Below are 25,610 nucleotides of genomic sequence, written 5' to 3' on the forward strand. Positions count from 1 at the left end.
GCCGCGCCGCCGCGCCGCCGCGCTACCCCGTCTGCCGCGATTTTCGGGAAGGCCACCTCTTGGGGGCGTCTTGAGAGGTGGCCTTCCCGAAAATCCGTTCGGCGCTGGCGGGAATGCGACAAAAAAGGCAAGCCCATCCGAGCGGCTACGGCCTAGAGTGGACAGAGGGTAGTCCCGTCGTCGCTGATCGGGGGCGCTACGGTGGATCCGAGTGTCACCGCGGACGCTGCCGGCCTCTTACCGACCGGTGGCGGCTGACTCATGGGCCGACACGACGAGATGGTCCTCGACATCGGCGAGGACGTCGACGGGTACCAAGTGGAGTCGTTCGTCGCCCGGGGCGGCATGGCGGTCGTGTACAAGGCGCGTGATCGGCGCCTCGGACGACCGGTCGCGTTGAAGCTCATCGCGCCCGAGCTGGCGTCCGACCCGACGTTCCGGGCCCGCTTCACCCGGGAGAGCGAGCTCGCCGCCTCGCTGGACCACCCGAACGTCCTGCCGATCTACCAGGCCGGCGAGATCGACGGGATGCTCTACACGGTCATGCGGTTCGTCGACGGCGAGGACCTGGACGCCGTCCTCAAGCGCCGACGTCGGTTGACGCCGTCGGAGACCGTCACGGTCTTCACCTCGGTCGCCGCCGCGCTGGACGCCGCGCACGCCCGCCAGCTCGTGCACCGCGACGTGAAGCCCGGCAACATCCTGCTCACCGGCACCGACGACGCCCACGGCATGAACCTGGCCGCCCGCCACGTCTACCTCACCGACTTCGGACTGACCAAGCGCAGCGCCGACGTCACCGGACTCACCACCGCAGGACAGTTCCTGGGCACGATCGCGTACGTCGCTCCGGAGCAGATCGCGAACCAGCCGGTGGACCACCGCGCCGATGTGTACTCGCTCGGATGCGTCCTCTACCACGTACTGACCGGAGCGCCGCCGTTCGCGCGGAACGACTACGTCGCGATGATGTGGGCGCACATCTCGGCACCGCCCCCGACGCTCTCGTCCGCCGCGCCGGACCTGCCGGTGGCCGCGGACGCGGTGTTGCTCTCGGCGATGGCGAAGCGGCCGGACGCGCGGCCGGACAGTTGCAGTGCGCTGGTCGGACAGCTCCGGGACGCGTTCGGGTTGACCAGGGAGGCACCGTTCCGGCTCGCGGATCGGGCGGGGCGCCCGGTCTCGGGCGTGCTCGATCGTTACGCCGGCGAGCCCGTCGACGAGAGTCCCACCGTCAGCCGGGACACCCCTGACGAGGTGTGCGCCCCAGTGCAGCCCCACCCGCGGCACAACGGCGGCCCCATCCCGAGCGGCGGCTCGCCGCAGGGCGCGGACCCGTGGCCGATGGCGGGCACGGATCGGAGTCCGGTGCGCCCGGTGCCGAGCAGCGGGACTCCGAGCCTGGGCCATGCGCTGGTGCTCCGGCCGCCGCCGGTGGAGCCGCCGACCTCGACGCCCCGCACGCCGCCGGAACAGTCCGGCGGAGGCCGGCGTCGGCCCCGTCCAGAGCCGTACTCACCGCCCACCCTGGCCAGCCACCGCCGGGACCCGGAACCGCCCCCACCGGGAGGCCGGTCCCTCCGCACTGCGCTGATCGCTGGTCTGGTGACGTTCGCGCTGCTGGCCGCCGGTGCTGGCCTCTGGCTGGCCGGGCGCGACACCGACCGTCCCGGGACGTCGGCCGGCACGGTGCCGTCGGTCACCACGCGGGCCTCCTCGTCGTCCGCCCCGAGCGACGTTGCGCCGGCCAGCGTCCCGCGGCCGACCGTCGCCGCGACAGTGAAGGTCGGCGACGGCCCGCAGGGCCTCGTGTTCGCGCCGAACGGCCGACGCGCGTACGTGGCGAACAGTGACGCCCGGACCGTCTCGGTGATCGACACCGAGGAGCGCCGGGTAGTGGGCACGATCCCGACGCGCGACCAACCCCAGTATCTCGCGATGAGCCCGAAGGGTGACCGTCTCTACGTCTCGACCCACAACGACGACGGTGGCGGTAACACCGTGGTCGTCGTCGACGCCGTGAAGCGGACCGTCGTGACCCGCATACCGGTCGAGGCCGGCCAGGAGTCGCACCCGTACGCGCTGGCGGTCTCGCCGGACGGCGTGCTGCTCTACGTCCCCGACCACGACCGCAACGTCGTGCTGGTCATCGACACCACGATCAACCAGCTCGTGATGAACCTCGAGGTGCGGCCCGCACCGCACTGGGTGGCTTTTGCCCCGGGCGGTGGTGACCGGGCTTATCTCGCCAACCACGAGTCCAACCTGCTCACGGTCGTGGACACCCGGACCACCGCGGTCACCGCGACGATCCCGGTCGGCAAGAGCCCGCACAGCGTCGTCGTGACGCAGGACGGCGCCCGGGCGTTCACCGCGAACTTCGACGTCGACACGTCCTCCGTGGTGGACCTGCGGAAGCGGCGAACGATCGCGACGGTCCCGGTCGGCGGAGACCCGCGCTGCGTCGCGCTCTCCGCCGACGGGAGGCACGCGTACTACGCCGCGACCGGCGCCGACACCGTGACGGTCGTCGATACGAAGACGCTGAAGCGGACGGCTGACGTGCGGGTCGGCGGCGACCCGTGGGTCGTGGCGGTGTCCCCGGACGGGCGTACCGCCTGGGTGAGCAACCGCGATACGGACACGGTCTCGGTGCTCTCGCTCGTCGGGTAGGTTACGCGGCGCCGCGACCCGCCCGGCGCCGCACCCCGAGACTACCCGCCGGTAGGCTGCCGCCAACGGCATCGACGCCGGGCGGCCCGCCGTCCGGAGAAGGGTGGTCGGAGCGGATGACCGGTGAATTCGTGACGCTCGACGTGGCGGAGGGAGTCGGCACGATCCGGCTGGCCCGGCCACCGATGAACGCGATCAACGGCCAGGTCCAGGACGAGTTGCGTGCGGTCGCCGGAGAGGCGGGCCGCCGGGACGACGTCCGGGCGGTCGTGCTGTACGGCGGGCCGAAGGTGTTCGCGGCAGGCGCGGACATCAAGGAGTTCGCGGACACCGACTACACCGGGATGGTCGCCAAGGCCGAAGCGCTGACCGGTGCGTTCACCGCGGTCGCGCGGATCCCCAAGCCGGTGATCGCGGCGGTCACCGGGTATGCGCTCGGAGGCGGGTGCGAGCTGGCGCTGACCGCGGACTTCCGGGTCTGCGGCGACAACGCGAAGCTCGGGCAGCCGGAGATCCTGCTGGGCATCATCCCCGGCGCGGGTGGGACGCAGCGGCTGACGCGGCTGGTCGGTCCGGCCAAGGCGAAGGACCTGATCTACTCCGGCCGGTTCGTGGACGCCGCCGAGGCGTTGGCGATCGGTCTGGTGGACAAGGTCGTCGCGCCGGACGACGTCTACACCGCGGCGGTGGAGTGGGCTTCGCGGTTCGCGAAGGGACCGGCGTACGCCTTGCGGGCCGCGAAGGCCGCGATCGATAACGGGTTGGACGGTGATCTCGAGTCGGGGCTCCGGCTGGAGAGCCACCTCTTCGCGGGCCTGTTCGCCACCGAGGACAAGCGGATCGGAATGGAGTCTTTCCTGGCCAACGGGCCGGGCAAGGCGGAGTTCAAGGGAGCCTGAGGAAGCCGACCGAGGACGCCGCCGCCACCACCCCGGCGTCCGACGGCGCGGGGCGGGCGGTGCTGACGTCGGCCACGCGCTGGTCACCGGCGTGAAGCCGGCGTAGGCGGCCTCGACTCGCGGCTCGCTCCCGTCCGATCGGGGGTGAGCCGCGGCCGGACCGTCACCGCGGTGCGGACCGGTCCCGCGGGGCCCGCGCCGGCCGTGCCCGTGCCGGCCGTGCCCGTGCCGGCCGTGCCCGTGCCGGACGTGCCCGCGCCGGCCGTACCCGTGCCGGACGTGCCCGCGCCGGCCGTGCCCGTGCCGGACGTGCCCCGGACGGACGTGCCCGGGGAAGCGCGCCAACCTCGACGCCAGAGCTCGGGCAGGCTCGGCCGGCGGGTGTGCCGACGACGGCGTGCCTGCAGCGCCCGGCTCCAGTGACCGACCCGGCGGCCGGTCGGCATCTCCACGTACCGGTGGAGCGCCACCGCCAGCGCGACGATCACCCCGGTGACGACGGCCAGCACCACCCAGCGGTTGAGCCCGAGCCAGGTGTTGCCGATCGTCAGCAGTGCGTACCCGATGTTCTCGTGGACCAGGTAGAGCGGGTACGTGAGCGCGCCGAGGAATCCGATCCGAGCCGCGCCGGGCACCGTCACCCCCGCCACCAGCGCGGCGAAGGCGGCGAACGTGACGAGCAGCACCCCCACGACCACACCGCCGGAGAACGTCACCCCGTACTTGGACGTCAGCGAGTCGGCGAACTGCACGCCGAGCACCGTCGCCCACGCGCACGACACCGCGGTCAGCACGGCGGTCGCCGCTCGCTGGCCGCGGGTGAGGTCCTCGCCGGGCCCTTCCTTCGCGAGCAGCGCGAAGCCGACGCCCGCGGCGAAGTACGGTGCCCAGTTTGGGACGAATACCCGCGACCAGTCGGTGGAGAGCGGCCAGGCCTGGTGGACGAACGACACGGCCAACCACGCCCCGACCCCGATCAGCACACGATTCGCGGTCAGCCCCACGACCGTGCCGAGCGCGACCAGACCGTAGAACGCGAGCTCGACGAGGAGCGTCCAGTAGACGCCGTCGACGTAGGTCACTCCAAACGCTTCGCTGCCCATCGTCAGGTTCGCCGCCCACTGTCCGAACGTGACCGCGAACCGGTCCCCGGGCAGCACCGTGACCAGTACCGCGGTGAGCGTGCACGCCACCCAGAACGTCGGGTACAGGCGCCCGGCGCGGTTGAGCAGGAACGAGCCGGTGGTCCGGCCCCACGCGCTGCGCAGGATGACGAACCCGCTGATCACAAAGAAGACGTCGACGCCGAGGTACCCGTAGCGGAAGAACGTCGCGACGTCCTCGAAACCGGTCGTGGCCAGCGGATCGCCGCCGGTGGACGACCGGAACATCCAGTGGAACGCGACCACCGCCGCGGCGGCGAGGAAGCGGAGAACGTCGAGTTCGGACCAGCGCCGCGCGCGCCGGGTGTCGGAGGGAAAGCTGGAACCGGAGTGCCGTTGTGGTTCGGCATGGGATGTCGAGCTCACCGGTCCCAGGTATCCACGATGAGCTAAGAGGGAACGAAGGATTCGGAATTCCAGTCCGTTTCCCGACCCCCCAGAGCGATATTCACAGCGGTCGCCTACCCTGGCGGCGCCGAGCGTGTGCGCGCTGCAACCGGTGGAGGAGAGCGGGATGACCTACCCACAAGACCCGCATGGGTGGCAGCAGCGGGGGAACGAGGGGCAGCAACCCGGCGCCTACGACCCCAATGGTGCGGGATACGGCGACCCCTACGCTCAGCCAGGCGGGTATCAGCCCGCGTACGACCCGACCACCGGCCAACCGCATCCGGACAGCGGACAGCCGTTACCGCCAGGGAACGAGTACCAGCAGTACCCCACCTCCGGATATCCCGGCGCGCCCACGTCCGGTTATCCGGGTGCGCCGACGTCCGGTTATCCCGGTGCACCGACCTCTGGTTATCCCGGGGCGCCGACGTCCGGTTATCCGGGTGCGCCGACGTCCGGCTACCCGGGCGCGCCGACCTCGGGCTACCCGGCTGCCGATTACGGGTCGCCCGGCTACGGCGGCGGCTACCCGCCGGTGCCCCCGCCGAAGAAGAGCAAGACCGGCTTGATCCTCGGCATCGTGGCGGGCGTCGTCGTCCTGCTCGTGATCGTCGGTTCGCTGGGCGTCTGGGCCTTCACGGATGGGGACGAACCGGACCCGAAGCCGTCGGAATCGGTCGCGCTGCCGTCGCCGTCCACCTCGCCGTCACCGTCCGACCCGCCGCTGCTCGCCCAGTTCAAGGACCCCGACCTCCGGAACTTCGCGCGACGAGCAGCTGCCACCGCCGACCGGTGCGAGGTGATCACCGCGACGATCCCGGCGGCGAACAACGCGGCCGAGGCACTGAAGTGCTCGTACGGAGCGCAGTACCAGGTCTACTTCCTGCGCTACAAGACGCTCGCCGACCGCGACTCGTACGCACAGTCGGCGCGTGGCGGCTTCTCCGACGACTCGCTCGTCGTCGACGGCGACACGTTCTGGACCGACGACAAGCAGGTCCGGCAGGGCAACTTCATCACCGGGCACAGCACGTCCGACCAGGGCCGATACGTCTACTGGGACGTTCCGGGCATGGCTGTGTCCGGCGAGATCTACACGACGGTCACCGACGCGGGGGCCACCGAGGTGTTCTGGCGGAAGGTGCGCTGACCGGGACCTGACCACCGCACTCCGCCCTCGGGGCGGCGTTCTTCGCGGACTCCAGCGCCAAGCGTCACCACCGCACTCGCAGCGCGACAACCACCAGCCGGCGCCACGGGCAGCGCAGGGGACTGACATACGGAATGTCATCCCCTGACGGGTTACCCGCAAGTAGGGTGTCGCGTATCGACGGAGTCGCTCGACGAGGAGGAGACCGACCGATGACTGAACCCACGGAGCCCGGTGGCCCTGGCACCGAATTGGAAGGTCACGGCGGTGACCTCGCGCTCGCGGCGCTGCGGGCCCGCGGCGTCGACGCGATGTTCACGCTCTCCGGCGGCCACGTCTTCCCGCTCTACGACGCGGCCCACACCACTGGCTTCCGGCTGGTCGACGTCCGGCACGAGCAGAGTGCGGTATTCGCCGCCGAGGCGACCGCCAAGCTGACCCGCCGTCCTGGCCTCGCGGTGCTCACCGCCGGCCCCGGCGTCACGAACGGCGTCTCCGGCGTCACGTCGGCGAAGTTCAACGGGTCGCCGGTCGTGGTCCTCGGGGGCCGGGCGCCGCAGGCGCGGTGGGGCGCCGGGTCGCTCCAGGAGTTCGACCACGTCCCGGTGCTCGCACCGATCACGAAGCACGCCGCCACCGTCACCGACGTCAACCGGATGGCCGCCGACGTGGGCGCCGCCGCCGATCTGGCGCTGGCTCCGCACCGGGGTCCGGTCTTCCTCGACCTGCCGATGGACGTGGTCTTCGACCGGGCGACGTCCCGGATCGAGCCCCCCGCGGTGCCCGCCGTGATCGAGCCGGACCCCGACGAGGTCGCCACCGCTGCGGCGCTGATCGCCGGCGCCGAGCGGCCGGTGATCGTCGCCGGCTCAGACGTCTACGCGGGCTCCGCCGAGCTCGCGCTGGTGGCGGTGGCCGAGGCGCTGCGAGTCCCGGTGTTCTCCAACGGGCAGGGCCGCGGCTGCATCCCGGCCGATCACCCGCTGGCGTTCGCCCGGGTGCGCGGCAAGGCGTTCAAGACCGCGGACGTCGTGGTCGTGGTCGGCACGCCGCTGGACTTCCGGCTGGCGTTCGGGACGTTCGGCGACGCCAAGGTGGTGCACGTCGTCGACGCACCGTCGCAGAAGGCCGGGCACGTGACGCCCGCCGCCGCGCCGGTCGGCGACCTCGACACGATCCTCACCGCGTTCGCGAACTACGCGGGGCCGCGCACCGACCACGAGGGCTGGATCGCGCAGCTCCGCGACCTCGAAGATGCCGCCCGGGCGTCCGAGCTCGACGTGCTGCGGGCCGACACCGACCCGATCAAGCCCGCGCGGATCTACGGCGAGCTGCGCACTGTGCTCGACCGGGACGCGGTCGTGATCTGCGACGGCGGCGACTTCGTCTCGTACGGCGGGCGCTACCTCGACTCGTACACGCCGGGTTGCTGGCTCGACCCGGGGCCGTACGGCTGCCTCGGCACCGGTGCCGGGTACGCGATCGGCGCGCGGGTGGCCCGGCCGGACGCGCAGATCTGCGTGCTGTTCGGCGACGGCGCCGCGGGGTTCTCGCTGATGGACGTCGAGTCGCTGGTGCGGCAGCAGCTGCCGGTCGTCATGGTCGTGGGCAACAACGGCATCTGGGGGCTGGAGAAGCATCCGATGCAGCTCGTCTACGGCTACGACGTCGCGGCGGACCTGCAGCCGGGGTTGCGCTACGACGACGTGGTCAGCGCGCTCGGCGGCGCGGGGGAGACCGTGGAGAAGCCGGGTGACCTCGGTCCGGCGCTGCGTCGGGCCTTCGACGCGGGCGTCCCGTACCTGGTCAACGTCCTCACCGACCCCGCCGACGCCTACCCGCGCTCGTCGAACCTGGCATGACAACGAAGCGTGGTGTGGGCGCTCGCCCACACCACGCTTCGTTGCGCAGAAAAAATTCTTGAGGACGGTGTCGTAGGGCGGCGTCGGGCTTCGTAGTGGGGGTGGAAGCACCCACTACGAATGGACGGAGCGCCCGATGAAGCTCAGCGTCAACATGTTCACCACGCTCGACGGCGTCGTGCAGGGCCCCGGCGCTCCCGACGAGGACCGCAGCGGCGGTTTCGACCGGGGTGGCTGGGTGGTGCCGTTCTTCGACGACGCCCTAGGCCGCTTCGTCGACGCCTACTTCCAGCAGACCGAAGCGCTCCTCTACGGCCGCCTCACCTACCAGATCATGGCTGCCCACTGGCCGCTGGTCACCGACCCCGACGACGTGGTCGCGGCGAAGCTCAACACCCTCCCGAAGCACGTCGTTTCGAACACACTGACCGATGCCGACGCGAGCTGGCAGAACAGCACGGTCATCCGGGGCGAAGTCCTGGCCGCGGTCCGCGACCTGAAGAAGCAGCCGGGCAAGGAGCTCCAGCTCCACGGATGCGCCCAGCTCGCCCGTACCCTCCACAGCGCCGGCCTGATCGACGTCTACCGCGTGATGGTCTTCCCGGTGACCGTCGGAGACGGCAAGCGGCTGTTCGCCCCCGACGCGCCCCCTAGCGGCTTCCGCACGGTGAGCGCAGAGACGACGCCCACGGGGGTGACTGCGCTGGTGCTCGAGCCGGTACCGTTCGCCGCCGGTGGCTTCGCCGTGGTGGACGGCAGCAGCCAGATCAGCTAGCCCTCACACGAACCCAAGGAGCGATCGTCATGGCACAGCAGTACATGCTCTCAGTGCACCACCGTGGCGGGTTCCCGACCGATGTCGACCCGGCGGAGATGCAGGCACAGTTCGCCGCCGTCGACGCGTTCAACCGGGAGATCACCGACGCCGGGATCTGGGTCTTCGGGGGCGGCCTGATGCCGCCGGACACCGCAACCGTGGTCGACGGCCAGGGAGCGGAGACCGTGCTGGTGGACGGCCCGTTCGCCGAGACGAAGGAAGTCCTCGGCGGGTTCTGGGTGATCACCGCTGGGAACCTCGACGAGGCGCTGCGCTGGGCGTCCAAGGCGTCGAAGGCGTGCGCCAACCCGGTCGAGGTGCGTCCGTTCCAGCCCGAGGACTGAGCCGGTGCCCGAGCCCATGCCCGACCCCGCCCGCGGGGCCGGGCCCGAGCTCGCGGGGCCCGAGCTCGCGGGGCCCGAGCTCGCCGGGCCCGCGGACCCGGACGCCACCCCGGCGGCCGGGTCCGGCACGAGCGGCGCTCCGACGAACGGCGCGGCGGTCACGGACGCGGACGTCGAGCGGATCGTCCGCGCGGAGTACGCGCGCGTGGTCGCGACGCTGGTCCGCCGCTACGGCGACGTCGACGTAGCCGAGGAGGCGACCGCTGAAGCTCTGCTCGTCGCGGTGCGCACCTGGCGCCGCGACGGGCTGCCACCCAACCCCGGCGGCTGGCTCGTGACGACGGCCGGCCACCGGGCGCTCGACCGGATTCGCCGGGACACCGCCCGGCACGCCCGGCAGAAGGAGGCCGCGGTGCTCACGCCCGAGGAACCGTCCGACCCGCTCGGCGCCGTCGACGACGACCGACTCCGCCTGATCTTCATGTGCTGCCATCCGGCCCTGGCCGTCGAGGCGCGCGTCGCCCTCACGCTCCGGCTCGTCGCCGGGCTGTCGATGGCCGAGATCGCGAGCGCGTTCGTCGTCCCCGAGACCACGATGGCGCAGCGGCTGACGCGAGCCAAGCGCAAGATCAAGGCAGCGCGCATCCCGTTCGGGGTGCCGTTCGCACACGACCTTCCCGCCCGGGTCAGTTCGGTGATGGCCGTCATCTACCTGGTCTTCAACCAGGGCTACTTCGCGACCAGCGGCGACGTGCCGCTCCGGGAGGAGCTGTGCGCCGAGGCGATCCGGCTCGCCCGGCTCCTCCGAGAGCTGCTGCCGGACGAGCCGGAGGTCATCGGACTGCTCGCGCTGATGTTGCTGACCGATGCCCGCCGCCCGGCTCGGTTCGACGGCGAGACGCTGGTGCCGCTCACCGAGCAGGACCGTGAACGGTGGCTCGGGCCGCAGATCGCCGAGGGCCATGCGCTGGTCCGCGAGTGCTTGCGTCGGCAGCGGCCGGGCTACTACCAGATCCTCGCCGCGATCAACGCGGTGCACACCGACGGCCCGGCCACCGACTGGCGGCAGGTGCTGGCGCTCTACGACCAGCTGACGGTGGTGGCGCCGTCGCCGGTCGTCTCGCTCAACCGGGCGGTGGCGCTCGCCGAGGTCGAGGGCCCGGCGGCCGCGCTGGACGTCGTCGACCCGCTCAACCTGGTTCCCTACCACGCGTGGCACGCGACCCGGGCCGACCTGCTCCGGCGTCTCGACCGCCCGGTGGAGGCGTCACAGGCGTACGAGGCGGCGATCGCGCTGGCCGACAATCCGGCCGAGCGAGAGTTTCTGCAGGTGCGGCGGCGCCTGGTCACCGGGGACTGACCGCGTCGGGCCGGAGTGCTTGAGTCGGCCGGACAGCGGTCGATGGGGGAGCGTGGAGTCCGCCACGAGCAGCAGCGTGGGCGCGGTCGTCCGCGTGGTCGCGCGTCGGGCCCGATACGGGGCGGAACCGCTGGTCGTGCTCCTCGTCCTCGCGGTTCTGCGCCACTTCGGCCTGGCCGGCCACGCTCCGTTCTGGGTGTTCGTCGTGCTGCTGGTGGCCGGTTCCGTGCTCCAGCAGCCCGAGATCCAGCGTCGGCTGGCCGGTGGTGCCGACGGCGGGCGGCTGTGGTTCCGGGTCGGGCTGCGGATCGCGCTCAACACGACGCTGATCTACGCGATCGGTTGGGGCGCGGTGCTCGCCGTCGCCCACCTGCACCTGCTCTCGTGGTTCGTGCGCCAGGCCGGGTCCCGGGCGTGGCGGCCGGTCGCGGTGTGCAGCGCGACCGCGATCGCGATCGGCGAGGTGGCGGTGGCGGCCGGCCTCTTCAACTATCTGCCGCAGCCCGAGGTCCACGGAGTGGCGGCGCTGGTCACGGTCGGCACCGTCACCACCAGCTACGTCCTCGGCGAGGCGGTCCGGCAGCGGGAAGAGGCCGAGGCGGCGCTCCGGCGCAGCGAGGAACTGTTCCGCGCGGTGGTCCAGGACGGTTCCGACATCATTACGCTCACCGACGCGGACGGGCGGATCGTCTACGTCAGCCCGACGGCCGAGCGGATCACCGGCCATCCGCCGGACGCCCTGCTCGGCGACGGACTGTGGGCGCACATCCACCCGGACGACCAGCCGGGCGCTGTCGAGTTCAACGCGCGCATCCACCGCCATCCGGAGATCGAGCACGCGATGGAGATGCGGATCCGGCACGCCGACGGGCTCTGGCACTGGCACGAGTTCGTGGTCCGCAACCTGATCGCGCACCAGGGCGTCCGAGCGATCGTCGGGCACCACCGCGACATCAACGACCGGCGCGCCGCACAGGACCGGATCGCGTACGCAGCGACGCACGACGCGCTGACCGGCCTGCTCAACAGCACGTCTCTGCTGCTCGCGCTGGACCAGACGCTGGCCGACGGCGCGTCCGGCGGCTACCCGGTCGGTGTCCTCTTCCTCGACCTGGACGGGTTCAAGCAGGTCAACGACGTCCGCGGGCACGCAGCGGGTGACCGGGTGCTGCAGACGATCAGCGCGGTGGTCCGGGGCGCCTGCCGGGAGCGGGACGCGGTGGGCCGGATGGGCGGTGACGAGTTCGCCGTCGTGCTGAACGGCGTGGCGCACACCGAGCAAGCAGCGTCGATCGCCGGCGCGATCATCGACGGCATCGACGCGGCGCAGCCCACGGACCCCGGCGTGCCCCGCGTCGGATGCAGCATCGGGATAGCACTCGCCGAGCCGGGCACGTCGGACGCGAGCTCGCTGCTCCGGCAGGCGGACGCGGCGATGTACACGTCCAAGCGCCAGGGACGCAACGGGTACGCGGTCTACGCGATGACCGCGACCGCTCCCTGAAGCTGCACGCGAGCGCAGCCCTCGGGTTTTCGGGAAGGCCACCGCTCCCGGTGGCTGGGGCGGCGGGTTTTCGGGAAACCACCTCACTCGGTGCCCTGGCGAGGCGGGTTTCGGAAAGACCGGCCGGCCGGGCGGGTGGTGGCGCGGCGGATGTCAGGGTGGGTCGGCGGTGGCGAGCAGGTTGCCGTCGCGGACGGTTATAGCTGAATAGTGTGTCCCGCAGCGCAGTCGGCGGCGCGGCCCTGCATCGTCGTGCGCTCGGGCGTGTTCCGGGTCATCGCGGCGGCTCGCAGGAAATGCTCGCGGGCCTCCTCGTGCGCGCCGGAGCGACACAGCAGGTCACCGGTGACGGCGTAGAGCAGGTGGTACTCGCGCATACCCGGGACGTCGAAGAGCGGCCGGACGATCTCCAGGCCGGCCTCCGGACCGAACGCCATCGCGGTGGCGACGCCGCGGTTGAGCTCGACGACCGGTGACGGGCTGATCCGAGCGAGCCCGTCGTAGAGCGCGGCGATCTGCTCCCAGTCGGTGTCCGCGGCGACCGCGGCCCGCGCGTGACAGGCCGCGATCGCGGCTTGCAGCGCGTACGGCCCGGCGGTGCCGCCGAGCCGCTCGATCCGCTCGAGGTTGGCCAGGCCCCGCTGGATGAGGAGGCGGTCCCAGCGGGAACGGTCCTGGTCGTTGAGGAGCACCGGCTCGCCGTCCGGGCCGACGCGGGCCCTCAGCCGCGATGCCTGGATCTCGATCAACGCCAGCAGGCCGAGCGTCTCGGTGTCGTTCGGCGTCAGCGCCGCGAGCATCCGGCCGAGCCGGAGAGCCTCCGCGCACAGGTCACCGCGGATCCACCGGTCTCCGCTGGTCGCCGAGTAGCCCTCGTTGAAGACCAGGTAGACGACTTCCCGGACGGCGTCCAGACGGGCTTTCCGCTCGCTCGGGGGCGGAAGCTCGAAGCGAACCTTCGCCGCGGCGAGCGTCCGCTTGGCCCGGACGACGCGCTGGGCGATCGTCGGCGCCGGGGTCAGGAACGCGCGGGCGACGTCCTCGGTGCTCAGTCCGCAGACAAGCTTGAGGGTGAGCGCCGACCGTGCGTCGGGGGACAGCAGCGGGTGGCACGCCATGAAGATCAGGCCGAGCAGGTCGTCCGCCAGGTCGCCGTCGACGATCTCGTCCAGGTCGTGTTCCAGCGTCTGCGGCTGTGCGGCGGCCACCAGCTGGTACTTGCCGCGTTGGGTGTCGCGGCGGCGGATCCGGTCCACGGCGAGGAACTTCGCGGTGGTGTTCAACCATGCCGCCGGATTGTCCGGGACGCCCTCCCGCCGCCACTTCTCGATCGCCGCGGCGAACACGTCCTGGCTGAGTTCCTCGGCGGTGTCGAGGTCACCGACCAGGCGCATCAGCCGGGCGATCAAGCGGGGAGACTCCACCCTCCACAGCGCGATGATCCGGTCGTCGGGCGGCGTCGACTCCACCCTCCCCGGATCCGACGGGGCCACGATCCGGTCGTCGGGCGGCGTCGACTCCACCCTCCCCGGATCCGACGGGGCCACGATCCGGTCGTCGGGCGGCGTCGACGCCCCGGACGGGCCGTCCGGCGCTGTGGGGGTCGAGCCGGTGTTCACGACTGCTGGAGGTCCTCGAACTCGACGACCTTCCGGACGTCCACCCGCTCGGCGCCGACGAGCAGCGCGAACTTGCGGGCGTGCTCCACGGCCTCCGCCAGCGAGTCCACCTCGAGGATCGCGAAGCCGGCGATCAGCTCTTTGGCCTCGGCGAACGGACCGTCGATGACACGGACCGCGCCCTCGTTCACCTCGACCCGAGCGCCGAGCCGGCTGGACGCGACACCTTCGCCGGAGAGCAGCACGCCGGACATCGCCGCCTCCTGCATGTACTCGCCGATCGCGGCCTGCTCCTCGGGCGTCGGCGGGACCCCGTCCTCCATCGCCTGGGTCTGGTAGTGCATCACCATGTAGCGCACGGCGGTGTCCCCACTCTCAGTTCGTCTCGTTGGTATAGATGAGGTGCACCACGCCGGTGCCGAACGTAGTCGACGAGAGCAGCGTCAACGGGAGGGTCGTGCCCTGCTCGAAGAGCTTCTTCCCGTGCCCGACGACGAGCGGGTGCACGAGCAGGTGGAGCTCGTCGATCAGCCCTCGCTCCAGCATCCAACGCACCAGCGCGACGCTGCCCGTGGTGCCGATCCGGGCGTCGGCCTTGAGCTTCGTCAGCTCCGCGGTCACCTCGTCGCTGTCTCCGCTGATCACCGACGAGTTCTCCCACGTCGCCTCGGTCAGCGTGTTGGAGACGACGTACTTCCGCGCGCTGTTCATCGCCGCGGTCATCGGGTCGGTGGGGTCAGCCTTCGGCCAGTAGTCGGCGAACCCGTCGTAGGTCACGCGGCCCAGGAGCGTGGCGTCGACGTCCATCAGCGCGCCGACGGCCGCGCCCATCTCGTCGTCGAAGTAGGGGAAGTGCCAGGTCTCCGGCGCCTCGACGACACCGTCGAGGGAGATGAAGAGGCCGGACTTGATGTAACCCATGGGAAGCTCCTCGGTCGCTGTTTCGTGCTGTCACTCGGTACGCCGAACAACCTCGCCGAGGATCGACGCGTCCACGAAAAGATTTTGAGAGTTTTGTTTTTCCTGGTCAGGAGGGTCGGAACGCGGTGTCCAGAAGGCCGAGCGGTGGTGAGCCGAGGGCCAGCAGCGCGTCGTGGAAGCCGCGCAGCGTGAAGCCGGGTGAGGCGCTCGCCCGTTCCCGCAGATCGCGGATCGCGAGCTTGCCCCAGGTGTAGCGGCCGTAGGTCGGGTCGAACGTCCCCCGGCGCGCTTCCGACAGCGCGGCCGGACCGGCGAGGAACGCCTGGTCGGTGAAGCGCTGGGTGGCTTCCGGCACGGTCATCGCGCCGGTGTGCAGTCCGATCGCGCACAGCAGCCGCACCACCCGGACCAGGGCCTCCAACGCGACGCCTGCCGCGAACCGCGGGTCGCCGGCGCGGAAGCCCTCCTCCAGAGCGAGTTCCTCGACGTAGTGCGCCCACCCCTCGGCGAACGCGTCGGAGAGCAGTAGCCGGCGGACGTCGGAGTCGAGCCGCCGCAGGGCGCGACCGTGGGTGAAGTGGCCGGGCGCGACCTCGTGGACGGTGATCGCGGGCAGGCTCGCTCGGTTGAACACCGACAGCCACTCGGCCTGCTCCTCCGGCGGCCAGTTCCGGTCCGGCGGCGTCACGTGGTACCACGACGGCGCGTCGAGCTCGTAGGGCGCGGCCCAGTCCATCATCGCCATCGCCCACTGCCGCGACTCGGGCGCCGGGCCGACCAGGCACACGCCGTCGGTCGGCGGCATCAGCCCGCTGGTGTTGCTCCAGGCGATGACCTCGTCGGTGACCGCCTGCGCCTCGGCGAGGACGCCGTCGAGGTCGGGATGGTCGGCCACCAGCTGCGCCACCGTGACCGGCGTCGGCTGCCCGGGTGCGATCCGAGCACACGCGTCGTCGAGCAGCTCCCGTAGGCGCGTCAGCTCGGCCTCGCCCGTGTCGGCGAGTGCGCCGAGGTCGACCGGGACGGCTTCGGCGCTGGAGAGCAGTGCGGTCAGCGCGTCGGCGCCCAGCTCGACCGGGGCCTCGCTGGTCGCCGCGAGCGTGCGCAGGTGCTCGACGAGCCGTGCGTGGGCGGCGAGCGGTACGGCGTCCCGGTCCGGATGGAGCCCGGCGGCGAGCCCGACCGCGCCGCCGAGGCACGCCTCGGCAACGGGGGCGGGCACCGCGTCCAGCGCGCCGATCGCGGCGTCCACCCCGTCCGGCCACGCCGCCAGGTGGCGTGCCTTCGCTTCGGCCCGGTCGGCCGCCGGTGCGTACTCGCGGTCGTAGCAGGCCAGGTCGAGGTTGTTGACGTGGAGCAGCGGATTGCGGCGATGGAGGGCGAGTTCGCCGAACGTCACCCGGGCCCGCTGTTCGAACGCGACGACGTGCGCCTCGTCGTGCGGGTCGTCGTAGGCGGAGCCGCCGAGTCTGTTCAGTCCGCTTTGGACGCCGTCCGGTGAGAGGTCCTGCACCACCCCGTCGTACTCGTGTCGGCCGCATCCCTCTCGGGTCCCGGCCACGTCCAGATCCGCCAGCGCGCGTAGTCGAGCGTCCACACCGGCACGGTAGGCGCTCCGCCTTCCCCGCCCGCCACCCGGTGGCGGATCTCCGGGCAAGCCACCTCTGGTGGCGCGGGCGGCGTGGCGAGGCTTCGGGAAAGCGGCCACGCACCCGCGTGCGGTAGCTACGGCAGGTCGGTGTGGAGAACCAGGCAGAACGTGCCGACGGGTGGGGTCACTTGCGGTGCGCGACGACGAACAGGTCGAGAGAGGCGTCGATGTTCTGCTCGGTGAGCGTGAAGTGGCGATGGCTCACCGCGGCGACCGCGGACCGCAGCGCCGGGTGCCAGGTGGCGGGAGGCGACGCGAACTGCGCGGCGACGATGCCGCTCGGGGCGGGCACGGGCGGGACGACGTCTGCGTACCGGCGGTCCAGGCGGCGTAGGCGTCCGCGGTGGTGGACGCCGTACATCCGGTCGACGCGGAAGTGCGGCTCGAGCAGCTCGGTGAGCTCGGCGGCGGACAGCTCGCGGGTGTGGAACGGGTTGACCGGTGCGTCCAGCCCGGGGGAGAACGTCAGCCGGTTCGGGGTGCTCAAGACCAGCGTGCCGGCCGGACGCAGCACCCGGGCGCACTCGGCGAGGAACCGCGGTTGGTCCCGCAGGTGCTCGATGACCTGCAAATTCACCACGACGTCGACGCTGTTCGCGGCGAACGGCAGCTCGCCCAGGTTCGCTCGGGCCACGGTGAGCGCCGGGTAGGCCTTCGCGGCGTGCTCGCAGGCGGTGGCGTCGTAGTCCACCGCGATCACCCGGCGGGCGACGCGCGCGAGGATGTCCGCGCCGTAACCCTCACCCGCGCCGGCTTCGAGCACGGTGGCGCCACGCACCCACGGGCGGGTGGCGAGGTACGCGACTTCGTGCCGCCGGAACCAGTAATTCTCCGCTGCGATGCCGGGCAGCGTCCGCTCGCCAGTGAGACTCAACTCCACTGGGCGGACTGTAGTGGCAGGGCGCATCCGAGGTTCCACGGACCTGGAGACCCGATCATGTGCCCGCCGTGCCGGGAAGAGTGACGGGAGACATGCTGACTGACGTCACGGGACGTGGTGATATGGCTAACAAGGTCCGTCGTTAACTCCGGGTGCCTCGCGATGCTACCGGCGGGTAACATCACTTGTGACTGTATTACCCAGCGTGCGCGCGGACCCGGTGCTGCCCCGGCTACCGACCGCGGGGGCACGAGTCCGTGGACGATCTGAGCAGGAGGTCTGAACAGACCCATGAACATCGTCGTACTGGTCAAGCAGGTTCCGGACTCCGGTACCGAACGGTCACTGCGCGCAGACGACAAGACCGTGGAGCGCGACTCGGCCAGCCTCGTGATCAACGAGATGGACGAGTACGCGATCGAGGAAGCCCTCAAGGTCAAGGAAGCCGTCGGCGGCACGGTCACCGTGCTCACGATGGGTCCGGACAAGGCCACCGAGTCGATCCGCAAGGCGCTCTCGATGGGCCCCGACGGTGCGGTGCACGTGAACGACGCCGCGCTGCACGGCTCCGACGCCCTGGCCACCTCGAAGGTTCTCGCCAAGGCGCTGGAAGGTCTCGAGTGGGACCTGGTCATCGCCGGCGCTGAGTCGACCGACGGTCGCGCCGCCGCCATGGCCTCGATGCTCTCCGAGCGTCTGGGTGTCGCCGGTCTCACCGGCGCCCGCAAGCTCACCGTCGACGGCAGCAAGCTCACGATCGAGCGGCAGCTGGAGGACGGCTACCAGGTCGTCGAGGCGCAGACCCCGGCGATCGTGAGCGTCTGGGACACGATCAACGAGCCGCGCTACCCGTCCTTCAAGGGCATCATGGCGGCGAAGAAGAAGCCGGTGGACACCAAGTCGCTGGCCGACCTCGGTGTGGACGCCTCGGAGGTGGGTCTGGGCGCTGCCACCTCGAAGGTCGTGGACGCCGCCCCCCGCCCCCCGCGTCAGGCCGGCGAGAAGATCACGGACGAGGGTGACGGCGGCTCGAAGCTGGTCGCATACCTGGCCGCCGAGAAGATCGTCTGAGGAGGATCACACCCATGGCTGAAGTGCTGGTTCTCGTCGAGCACGTCGACGGCGCCGTCAAGAAGATCACGACCGAGCTGCTCACCGCCGCTCGGGAGCTGGGTGAGCCGTCCGCGGTCGTGGTCGGTACGCCGGGCACCGCGGCGGGCTACGCGGACACGCTGAAGGAGTTCGGCGCGGCCAAGATCTACGCGGCCGAGTCGGACGACGTCCTCTCCTACCTCGTGGCGCCGAAGGCCCAGATCCTGGCGCAGCTCGCCACGGAATCGTCCGCGGCCGCGATCCTGATCGCCGCGACCGCCGAGGGCAAGGAGATCGCCGGTCGGCTGGCGGTCAAGCTGGAGTCCGGTCTGCTGTACGACGTCGTGTCGCTCGGTGCGGACGGTGTCGCGACGCAGTCCGTCTTCGCCGGCCAGGTGATGGTGAAGAGCCAGGTCACCACCGGTACCCCGATCTACGTCCTGCGGGGTGGCGCGGTCGACGCCGCTCCGGCTCCGGCGGCCGGCGAGGTCGTGTCGGTGTCGGTTGCGCTGGACGAGTCGGCGACCAAGGCGAAGATCCTGGACCGGGTCGTGGAGTCCAGCGGCTCGCGTCCGGAGCTCACCGACGCGCAGATCGTCGTCTCCGGCGGTCGTGGTGTCGGTAGCGCCGACAACTTCAAGGTCGTCGAGGAGCTCGCCGACTCGCTCGGCGCGGCCGTCGGCGCGTCCCGGGCCGCGGTCGACTCCGGCTTCTACCCGCACCAGTTCCAGGTCGGGCAGACCGGTAAGACCGTCTCGCCGCAGCTGTACGTCGCGCTGGGCATCTCCGGTGCGATCCAGCACCGGGCCGGCATGCAGACCTCGAAGACGATCGTCGCGGTCAACAAGGACCCCGAGGCGCCGATCTTCGAGCTCGCCGACTACGGCGTGGTCGGTGACCTGTTCTCGGTGGCCCCGCAGGCCGCCGAGGAGGTCCGCAAGCGCAAGGGCTGAGCCCTTCTGCTTCCCGACGGGGGGGCACCCCTCAGGGTGCCCGGCNGTGTGCGAGTCGCTTGACCTCAACTGCGGTTGAGCTCCTAGCGTCGGTAGGCGTGAGCGACGTATTCGAGGTGGACGTCCGGCACGGCGACGTTTCGGCGGGTGATCGTGGGAACAGTACGGAAAATCCGTCGGATCGACGTCGTAACGTGCAAGGGGTGACCGACTCGATCTCTGACGCCCGAACGGAGCCGGCCGCACCCCAAGAGACCCGGCCCAGCGTGTTCGGCAAGGGTTACCGGGCGACGAGCATCGGCCTGCTGCTGATCGTCACGATCGTGGCCTTCGAGGCGATGTCGGTGGTGACGGCGATGCCGATCGTCGTCGAGTCGCTGGACGGCATGGCGTACTACGCCTGGCCGTTCTCCGCGTTCATGGTCGCGAACCTGCTCGGCATGGTTCTGGCCGGTGAGGTGTCCGACCGGCTCGGCCCGGCGAAACCGATGCTCGCCGGACTGGCGACGTTCGCGGCCGGCCTGCTGATCGCGGGTACCGCCACGACGATGGCCCAGCTGGTGGCCGGACGCCTGGTGCAGGGCTTCGGCGGCGGCGTCCTGATCGTCGTCATGTACGTCATGATCGGCGCCGGGTACCCGGCCGAGCTGCACCCTCGAGTCTTCGGTCTGACCGCGATCGGCTGGGTCATGCCGGGGCTGATCGGCCCGGTCGTCGCGGGGACGCTCGCCGAGCACGCGCACTGGCGCCTGGTGTTCCTCGGGCTGCTGCCGCTGGTGGCGGTCGGCGCGGTGCTGATCGTCCCGGGTCTGCGGCGGTCGGGCTCGCGCGACCGGGGTGATGCCGGGCCACCAGCGGTGTCCGGCACGTACCGCGGTGGCACGGCGGCGCGCTGGCCGTTCGCACTGCTGGCCGGCGTCGGTGTCGTCCTGCTCCAGCTCGCCGGCGAGCGGCTGGACGCCGTGGCGGTGCCGCTTGCGGTGCTCGGTGTGGTGGCGGTCGTGGTGTCCGTCCGGGTGCTGCTGCCGGTGGGTACCGCGGCCGCGCGCTCGGGCCTGCCGACCGTCGTCCTGATGCGCGGGCTGGCGGCCGGTTCGTTCTTCGCGGTGGACACGCTGGTCCCGCTGACGCTCAGCTCGGTGCACGGCTGGAGCGCGGTCGGCGCGGGGCTGCCGCTGACGTTCGGCGCGCTCGGCTGGTCGAGCGCGTCCTGGCTGCAGGGCCGGTACCCGAAGCTGCCGCGGTCGGTGGTGGTCAGCACCGGGATGGCCGCGGTCGGGATCGCGTGCGCGTCGATGGCGGTCATCGCGTGGGTGCCGGGCTCGGCGTGGGTGGCGTTCCCGGCCTGGATCTTCGGCGGTCTCGGGATGGGGCTGGTGATGCCGTCCCTCGCCGTGCTGCTGCTGGAGTTCTCCACCGACGCCGATCGTGGCCGGAACAGTGCCAGCCTGCAGATCTCCGACGCGCTGCTCAGCTCGCTGACGATCGGCTTCGGAGGCGTCCTGGTGGCGGCGGCGACCGCGGGCACGTTCGGGCTGTCGACCGCCTTCGGGGTGATCGATCTCGTCATGGTCGGGGTGGCGGTGGTGGGCATCCTCGTCGCACCGCGCCTGCGGCGGTCAGCGGCACCCAACCTTCGCCGCCGGGCGAGCACCGGCGCCGGATAGGCTGAACGCCGTCATGGTGTACCTCGATCACGCGGCGACAACGCCGATGCTGCCGGAGGCGGTCGCCGCGCTCACCGGTGCACTGGGTGTTGTCGGTAACCCGTCCTCACTGCATGCGGCGGGGCGACGGGCGCGGCGAGCGGTCGAGGAGGCCCGGGAGCGGCTCGCGGCCGCGCTGGGGGCCCGCCCCTCGGAAGTGCTCTTCACCGGCGGTGGCACCGAGAGCGACAACCTGGCCGTCAAGGGCATCTTCTGGGCGCGTCGGGACGCAGATCCACGGCGGACGGTCGTGCTGGCGTCGGCGGTCGAGCACCACGCGGTGCTGGACGCGGTCGAGTGGCTGCGCGATCGGGAGTCCGCCACCGTTGAGCTGCTCACGGTGGACGCCGACGGACGGGTCGCGCCGGACGTCCTCCGCGAGGCGCTCGACCGGCACGGCGACACCGTCGCGCTGGTGACCGTGATGTGGGCGAACAACGAGGTCGGCACCGTGCAGCCGGTGGCCGAGCTGGCCGCGATCGCGCGGGCGGCCGGGGTGCCGTTCCACACCGACGCCGTGCAGGCGGTCGGGCAGGTGCCGGTGGACTTCGGCGCGTCCGGCGTCGACGCGTTGACGCTGACCGGCCACAAGGTCGGTGGTCCGCTCGGCGTCGGTGCGCTGCTGCTCGGACGGGACGTGCCGTGCGTGCCGCTGCTCCACGGCGGTGGTCAGGAGCGGGACGTGCGGTCGGGGACGCTCGACACCCCGGCGATCGTCGCGTTCTCGGTCGCGGTGGAGAGTGCGGTGAAGGCGCAGGAGTCGTTCGCGGTCTCGGTCGGGGAGCTCCGCGACGAGCTGGTGTCGCGTCTGCTGGCCGAGGTGCCGGACGCGGTGTTGAACGGTCCGGGGGCTGGCGATTCCCGGCTGCCGGGGAACGCACACTTCTCGTTCCCCGGCTGCGAGGGTGACGCGCTGCTGATGCTGCTGGACGCCCGGGGGATCGAGTGCTCGACCGGCTCGGCGTGCTCGGCGGGCGTAGCGCAGCCGAGTCACGTGCTCGTGGCGATGGGCTCGGGGATCGAGCGGGCCCGCGGGTCGCTGCGCTTCTCGCTCGGGCACACGTCGACGGTGACCGACATCGACGCGCTGGTCGCGGCGATCGGCGGCGTGGTCGAGCGCGCCCGTCGCGCGGGCCAGGTCCGAAAGGCGTAGTCGCCGCGGGTCCGCTCGTGCGCCGCGGCTGATTTTTCGCGGCGCGCACCTAAGAAGGGTGTGCCGCCGGCTCGAGACCACACTTTGTGGTCGCATCCCTCCTTCCCGGCTCGTTCGCTCTTGGCGGAGTGCGTCTATCTCATATACGAGATACCGTTCTTGATATGGACGAGGAGCTACCCCGCCTGCCGGGGTTCCGAGAGGCGGCGCTGCGGCGGCGGCGAGAGACGATCGGCGTGCTCGCCGACCACCGGCGCGCCGCCGGACTCTCGCAGACCGAGCTCGCCGCGCGGATGGGCACGTCGCAGTCGACGATCGCCCGTCTCGAAGCGGGCGAGGTCGACCCCCGGATGTCCACGCTCGATCGCTACGCCCAGGCGCTCGGTGGGCGGCTCGACGTCTCGCTCCGCTTCGACCCGGCCCGCACCGGCGGCCCCGCTCAGCCCGGGCGGCCGATCGAACTCCGGCCGGTGGGCGGCGGCGACCCGTTCGCGGCCCCCGGCCCGTCCGTGCAGCCCTACCCGGGTGTCGCACCCGGTTTCGCCCCCGCAGCCGCCACCCACCTCCCGCCCACGGCGGCCGGTCTCCCGGGCCCCGGAGGTCTGTCGGGCCAGTCCGGTGTGGCGGGTCCGGGAGGTCCGGCGAGCCCGGCCGACCGCACCGGAGGAGCCGGTTCCCCGCCGGCGGCCCAGGTGTCGCCGGCGCGTCCGCCGGGTGCGGGGGACGGGCCGGAGGGCGGTGGTCCGGGTGCGGGCGAGACGCCCGGCCCGAACTCGCCCGCGGCCGGGCGTCCGGCGCCTGCGCAGTTGCCCCCGACGGCGGCCAGCCCGGCCGCACGTCCGTCCGATCGACGGTGGTGATCCGATGAACTCCGCGACCTGGTTTCCTCCGGAGCGGCCCTCGCGCCCGTGGCCCGGTCAGCCCGGGCCGCCGCAGCCCGAGTGGCGTCCGCCCGGCTGGCAACCCGCGCAACCGCAGCAACCGGTAGAGCCGCGCCCGCAGCCGTACTGGCCACCCACACCGCCGCCGCACCCGCCGGTCGAGGACGTCCGGGAACTCTGGGAGGACCGGCTGCTCGACCAGCGGATCGTCCAGGTCAACGGGCCGATCGACGACGACGTCGCCAGCCGGATCGCCGCCCGGCTCCTGCTGCTGGACTCCCGGACGCACAAGCCGGTGACGCTCCGCCTGAACAGCGTCAACGCCGACCTCACCGCGGTCTGGACGCTCGTCGACACGCTGGACGCGCTGGTGGTGCCGGTGAACGCGCTGGTCGTCGGCGAACTCGGCGGCGGGAGTCTGGCGTTGCTCACCGCCGTCGCCGAGCGGTACGCCCACCCGCACGCGCGGTTCCGGCTGTCCGATCCGTCACTGCCGCGCATCACCGGTACGGCGGGTGAGATCGCCGGGGAGGCCGCCGCGAACCAATCGCTCGTCGACTCGTTCCACCGGCGGCTCGCCGAGCTCACCGGGCGTCCGCTCGACGAACTGATCGACGACTTCCGGCGCGGCCGCTTCCTGACCGCACCGGACGCGGTCGAGTACGGCCTGATCACCGACGTGCGTCCGCGTTCGGTCCGTCCCGACTGACGCCCGCCCGCTCAATTACGTCGAATCCGCCTCCACGCCGCTCGTGGCGGCGGATTTGGCGTAACTCCGGGTTCGGCGCCCGCGGGCGTCGAACGAACGGCGGCGCGCGGGCCGTCGCGTCCGGCGGCAAGTACGCTCGTAGCCGTAGCGCGGTGATGAGGAGGCACGGTCCGATGCGGGTGCTGGCGGCGATGTCCGGCGGGGTCGACTCCGCGGTGGCGGCGGCCCGCGCGGCGGAAGCCGGCCACGACGTCACCGGCGTCCACCTCGCCCTCTCGCCCTCTCCGCAGCAGCACCGGCTCGGCGCGCGCGGCTGCTGCACGGTCGAGGACTCCCGCGACGCCGCTCGTGCGGCCGACGTGATCGGTATCCCGTTCTACGTCTGGGCGATGGCCGAGGAGTTCGGCCGCGACGTGGTCGACGACTTCGTCGCCGAGTACGCGGCCGGGCGCACCCCGAACCCGTGTCTGCGCTGCAACGAGAAGATCAAGTTCGAGGCGGTGCTCGACCGCGCGCTCGCGCTCGGCTTCGACGCGGTGGTGACCGGCCACCACGCCCGGCTGGAGCAGACCCCGGACGGTCCGAAGCTTCGTCGCTCGGTCGACGAGGGCAAGGACCAGTCGTACGTGCTCGCGGTGCTCCGACCCGACCAGCTGGCGCACGCGATGTTTCCGCTCGGCGACTCCACCAAGGCGGAGGTTCGTGCCGAGGCGGCGCGACGGGGCCTCGGCGTCGCGGAGAAGCCCGACTCGCACGACATCTGCTTCATTCCCGACGGCGACACCGCGGGCTTCTTGAAGCGCACGCTCGGCGAGGCGCCCGGCGACATCGTCGACGCTGCCACCGGCGAGGTGCTCGGTAGCCACGACGGCGCCTACGCGTACACCGTCGGCCAGCGCCGCGGCCTCAAGCTCGGTCGCCCGGCACCCGACGGCAAGCCGCGCTACGTCCTCGACATCTCTCCGGTGGAGAACACGGTGCGGGTCGGTCCGGCCGAGGCGCTCGACGTCGACGAGGTGATCGCGACCCGGCCGGTCTGGACGAGCGGAGCGCGCTCGACGTCGTTCGAGTGCGTCGCGCAGTTGCGGGCCCACGGGCAGACGTTCGCCGCGACCGTCACGCCGGCCGACGAGGGCTGGACCGTCCGGCTGCACGCGCCGGCGCGCGGCGTCGCGGCGGGCCAGGCCGTGGTGCTCTACGAGCCGACGGCGGACGGTATCGGCGACACCGTGATCGGCTCCGCCACGATCGAGACCGCGAGCCGCGAGTGGGTTGCGGCGAACTACACCGCGACCACGGTCGGTGGCACCACGGTCTACGACGTGACCGCCTGATCCGCCTGCGACCGGCAGGCGCCCTGCTCGGGGGTGTCGGCCGGTCGCGGTTTGTAGAGCGTGACGAGGATGCCGTAGCGCTCGGCGTCGTCCCCGGCGTCCGGCAGGTCGTCGACCAGCTTCTCGAGTGCGGCGGCGACGGTCTCGGCCTGCTCCGCGGTGAGCCGGACGTTGCGGATGCGGCCGCCCACCGGCTCGGCCGTCGCGAGTTCGTCGGCGACCGCGCGGACGATGACCGGCCCCTGGGCTCCCGCTCCGGAGCCGGTGAACATGAGTCGCCGGGCGGCGCGTAGGTAGTAGTGCTCGGTGCCGCCGCGCACCTGACGAGACTCGACGATTCGCACCAGGCCGGCGTCGTGGAGCACACCGAGGTGGTGGGCGATGTTGCCTTTGCGCTGGTCGAGCATCCGGGCCAGCCCGCTGATCGTCGCGGGTTCGGTGCCCAGCGCGAACAGGATGCGGTGCCGCAGCGGGTGCCCCAGCGCTTTGTACTGCGCGGCCTGCGAGACCTCGAGACTGTCGTCCACGACCCAAGAGTCAATAGTTCTT

22 protein-coding genes are annotated in these 25,610 nt (G+C 71.8%); 15 read left to right on the forward strand and 7 right to left on the reverse strand.

The window, feature by feature from the left end:
* The first annotated feature begins 261 nt into the window (after positions 1 to 261).
* Positions 262 to 2,673, forward strand: a complete 2,412-nt coding sequence (locus tag ABEB28_RS23185) for a protein kinase domain-containing protein (protein WP_345730287.1) — start codon at positions 262 to 264, stop codon at positions 2,671 to 2,673.
* Between the two features lie 116 nt (positions 2,674 to 2,789).
* On the forward strand, positions 2,790 to 3,572 hold the full coding sequence (locus tag ABEB28_RS23190; protein ID WP_345730288.1) for an enoyl-CoA hydratase/isomerase family protein: 783 nt from the start codon (positions 2,790 to 2,792) through the stop codon (positions 3,570 to 3,572).
* A gap of 83 nt (positions 3,573 to 3,655) precedes the next feature.
* On the opposite strand, the gene ABEB28_RS23195 is transcribed toward ABEB28_RS23190, so the two are convergent.
* A complete protein-coding gene (locus ABEB28_RS23195) occupies positions 3,656 to 5,101 on the reverse strand; it encodes an acyltransferase family protein (protein WP_345730289.1) in 1,446 nt (481 codons plus the stop codon).
* A 148-nt stretch (positions 5,102 to 5,249) separates the two neighbouring features.
* On the opposite strand from ABEB28_RS23195, the gene ABEB28_RS23200 reads away from it, so the two are divergent.
* From ABEB28_RS23200 to ABEB28_RS23225, 6 genes are all read left to right on the forward strand, one after another.
* Positions 5,250 to 6,275, forward strand: coding sequence for a hypothetical protein (locus ABEB28_RS23200; RefSeq protein ID WP_345730290.1), 1,026 nt, complete (start codon positions 5,250 to 5,252; stop codon positions 6,273 to 6,275).
* A gap of 212 nt (positions 6,276 to 6,487) precedes the next feature.
* Entirely contained in the window at positions 6,488 to 8,137 is a 1,650-nt protein-coding gene (locus tag ABEB28_RS23205; RefSeq protein ID WP_345730291.1) for an acetolactate synthase, read from the forward strand.
* 136 nt (positions 8,138 to 8,273) lie between these two features.
* On the forward strand, positions 8,274 to 8,912 hold the full coding sequence (locus tag ABEB28_RS23210; RefSeq protein WP_345730292.1) for a dihydrofolate reductase family protein: 639 nt from the start codon (positions 8,274 to 8,276) through the stop codon (positions 8,910 to 8,912).
* Between the two features lie 29 nt (positions 8,913 to 8,941).
* Entirely contained in the window at positions 8,942 to 9,298 is a 357-nt protein-coding gene (locus ABEB28_RS23215) for a YciI family protein (protein ID WP_345730293.1), read from the forward strand.
* Between the two features lie 4 nt (positions 9,299 to 9,302).
* The gene (locus ABEB28_RS23220) at positions 9,303 to 10,658 is read left to right on the forward strand and encodes an RNA polymerase sigma factor (protein WP_345730294.1); all 1,356 of its coding nucleotides are present in this window, start codon (positions 9,303 to 9,305) and stop codon (positions 10,656 to 10,658) included.
* A 52-nt stretch (positions 10,659 to 10,710) separates the two neighbouring features.
* Complete coding sequence (locus ABEB28_RS23225) at positions 10,711 to 12,162, forward strand: diguanylate cyclase (protein WP_345730295.1); 1,452 nt, start codon at positions 10,711 to 10,713, stop codon at positions 12,160 to 12,162.
* 197 nt (positions 12,163 to 12,359) lie between these two features.
* Here the strand turns inward: ABEB28_RS23225 and ABEB28_RS23230 are convergent, their stop codons facing one another.
* The 5 genes from ABEB28_RS23230 to ABEB28_RS23250 form a co-directional block, all read right to left on the reverse strand.
* Positions 12,360 to 13,631 (reverse strand): RNA polymerase sigma factor, encoded by a 1,272-nt coding sequence (locus ABEB28_RS23230; RefSeq protein ID WP_345730417.1) that lies wholly within the window; start codon positions 13,629 to 13,631, stop codon positions 12,360 to 12,362.
* Positions 13,632 to 13,777: 146 nt separating this feature from the next.
* The gene (locus ABEB28_RS23235; protein WP_345730418.1) at positions 13,778 to 14,131 is read right to left on the reverse strand and encodes a YciI family protein; all 354 of its coding nucleotides are present in this window, start codon (positions 14,129 to 14,131) and stop codon (positions 13,778 to 13,780) included.
* A gap of 25 nt (positions 14,132 to 14,156) precedes the next feature.
* Positions 14,157 to 14,702: a dihydrofolate reductase family protein gene (locus ABEB28_RS23240; protein WP_345730296.1), complete on the reverse strand. Its 546-nt coding sequence runs from the start codon at positions 14,700 to 14,702 to the stop codon at positions 14,157 to 14,159.
* A 106-nt stretch (positions 14,703 to 14,808) separates the two neighbouring features.
* Positions 14,809 to 16,299: a DUF885 family protein gene (locus ABEB28_RS23245; protein ID WP_345730297.1), complete on the reverse strand. Its 1,491-nt coding sequence runs from the start codon at positions 16,297 to 16,299 to the stop codon at positions 14,809 to 14,811.
* 178 nt (positions 16,300 to 16,477) lie between these two features.
* On the reverse strand, positions 16,478 to 17,233 hold the full coding sequence (locus tag ABEB28_RS23250; RefSeq protein ID WP_345730298.1) for a class I SAM-dependent methyltransferase: 756 nt from the start codon (positions 17,231 to 17,233) through the stop codon (positions 16,478 to 16,480).
* A gap of 291 nt (positions 17,234 to 17,524) precedes the next feature.
* Here ABEB28_RS23250 and ABEB28_RS23255 point away from each other — a divergent pair, with 291 nt between their 5' ends.
* The 7 genes from ABEB28_RS23255 to mnmA all read left to right on the forward strand — a co-directional run bounded on the left by ABEB28_RS23255 (position 17,525) and on the right by mnmA (position 25,061).
* Positions 17,525 to 18,304, forward strand: a complete 780-nt coding sequence (locus ABEB28_RS23255; RefSeq protein WP_345730299.1) for an electron transfer flavoprotein subunit beta/FixA family protein — start codon at positions 17,525 to 17,527, stop codon at positions 18,302 to 18,304.
* Between the two features lie 14 nt (positions 18,305 to 18,318).
* Positions 18,319 to 19,278, forward strand: a complete 960-nt coding sequence (locus tag ABEB28_RS23260) for an electron transfer flavoprotein subunit alpha/FixB family protein (RefSeq protein WP_345730300.1) — start codon at positions 18,319 to 18,321, stop codon at positions 19,276 to 19,278.
* A 203-nt stretch (positions 19,279 to 19,481) separates the two neighbouring features.
* Positions 19,482 to 20,945: an MFS transporter gene (locus ABEB28_RS23265; RefSeq protein ID WP_345730301.1), complete on the forward strand. Its 1,464-nt coding sequence runs from the start codon at positions 19,482 to 19,484 to the stop codon at positions 20,943 to 20,945.
* A gap of 13 nt (positions 20,946 to 20,958) precedes the next feature.
* On the forward strand, positions 20,959 to 22,137 hold the full coding sequence (locus ABEB28_RS23270; protein WP_345730302.1) for a cysteine desulfurase family protein: 1,179 nt from the start codon (positions 20,959 to 20,961) through the stop codon (positions 22,135 to 22,137).
* Positions 22,138 to 22,301: 164 nt separating this feature from the next.
* On the forward strand, positions 22,302 to 22,997 hold the full coding sequence (locus ABEB28_RS23275; RefSeq protein WP_345730303.1) for a helix-turn-helix domain-containing protein: 696 nt from the start codon (positions 22,302 to 22,304) through the stop codon (positions 22,995 to 22,997).
* Positions 22,998 to 23,001: 4 nt separating this feature from the next.
* Positions 23,002 to 23,727 (forward strand): ATP-dependent Clp protease proteolytic subunit, encoded by a 726-nt coding sequence (locus tag ABEB28_RS23280; RefSeq protein WP_345730304.1) that lies wholly within the window; start codon positions 23,002 to 23,004, stop codon positions 23,725 to 23,727.
* A 173-nt stretch (positions 23,728 to 23,900) separates the two neighbouring features.
* Positions 23,901 to 25,061: a tRNA 2-thiouridine(34) synthase MnmA gene (gene mnmA, locus ABEB28_RS23285; protein WP_345730305.1), complete on the forward strand. Its 1,161-nt coding sequence runs from the start codon at positions 23,901 to 23,903 to the stop codon at positions 25,059 to 25,061.
* On the opposite strand, the gene ABEB28_RS23290 is transcribed toward mnmA, so the two are convergent.
* Positions 25,043 to 25,588, reverse strand: coding sequence for an ArsR/SmtB family transcription factor (locus tag ABEB28_RS23290; protein WP_345730306.1), 546 nt, complete (start codon positions 25,586 to 25,588; stop codon positions 25,043 to 25,045). The two genes, mnmA and ABEB28_RS23290, sit on opposite strands and share 19 nt — an antisense overlap.
* Positions 25,589 to 25,610 lie beyond the last annotated feature (22 nt).

Origin of the sequence: Cryptosporangium minutisporangium, assembly GCF_039536245.1 — a bacterium.
Taxonomy (GTDB): domain Bacteria; phylum Actinomycetota; class Actinomycetes; order Mycobacteriales; family Cryptosporangiaceae; genus Cryptosporangium; species Cryptosporangium minutisporangium.

What these genes read in the sequence shown, in the direction of transcription:
- ABEB28_RS23185 (WP_345730287.1), top strand. Translation starts at nt 262, where the DNA reads ATGGGCCGACACGACGAGATGGTCCTCGACATCGGCGAGGACGTCGAC.
- ABEB28_RS23190 (WP_345730288.1), top strand. Translation starts at nt 2,790, where the DNA reads ATGACCGGTGAATTCGTGACGCTCGACGTGGCGGAGGGAGTCGGCACG.
- ABEB28_RS23200 (WP_345730290.1), top strand. Translation starts at nt 5,250, where the DNA reads ATGACCTACCCACAAGACCCGCATGGGTGGCAGCAGCGGGGGAACGAG.
- ABEB28_RS23205 (WP_345730291.1), top strand. Translation starts at nt 6,488, where the DNA reads ATGACTGAACCCACGGAGCCCGGTGGCCCTGGCACCGAATTGGAAGGT.
- ABEB28_RS23210 (WP_345730292.1), top strand. Translation starts at nt 8,274, where the DNA reads ATGAAGCTCAGCGTCAACATGTTCACCACGCTCGACGGCGTCGTGCAG.
- ABEB28_RS23215 (WP_345730293.1), top strand. Translation starts at nt 8,942, where the DNA reads ATGGCACAGCAGTACATGCTCTCAGTGCACCACCGTGGCGGGTTCCCG.
- ABEB28_RS23235 (WP_345730418.1), bottom strand. Translation starts at nt 14,131, where the DNA reads ATGGTGATGCACTACCAGACCCAGGCGATGGAGGACGGGGTCCCGCCG.
- ABEB28_RS23240 (WP_345730296.1), bottom strand. Translation starts at nt 14,702, where the DNA reads ATGGGTTACATCAAGTCCGGCCTCTTCATCTCCCTCGACGGTGTCGTC.
- ABEB28_RS23255 (WP_345730299.1), top strand. Translation starts at nt 17,525, where the DNA reads ATGAACATCGTCGTACTGGTCAAGCAGGTTCCGGACTCCGGTACCGAA.
- ABEB28_RS23260 (WP_345730300.1), top strand. Translation starts at nt 18,319, where the DNA reads ATGGCTGAAGTGCTGGTTCTCGTCGAGCACGTCGACGGCGCCGTCAAG.
- ABEB28_RS23270 (WP_345730302.1), top strand. Translation starts at nt 20,959, where the DNA reads ATGGTGTACCTCGATCACGCGGCGACAACGCCGATGCTGCCGGAGGCG.
- ABEB28_RS23275 (WP_345730303.1), top strand. Translation starts at nt 22,302, where the DNA reads ATGGACGAGGAGCTACCCCGCCTGCCGGGGTTCCGAGAGGCGGCGCTG.
- ABEB28_RS23280 (WP_345730304.1), top strand. Translation starts at nt 23,002, where the DNA reads ATGAACTCCGCGACCTGGTTTCCTCCGGAGCGGCCCTCGCGCCCGTGG.
- mnmA (WP_345730305.1), top strand. Translation starts at nt 23,901, where the DNA reads ATGCGGGTGCTGGCGGCGATGTCCGGCGGGGTCGACTCCGCGGTGGCG.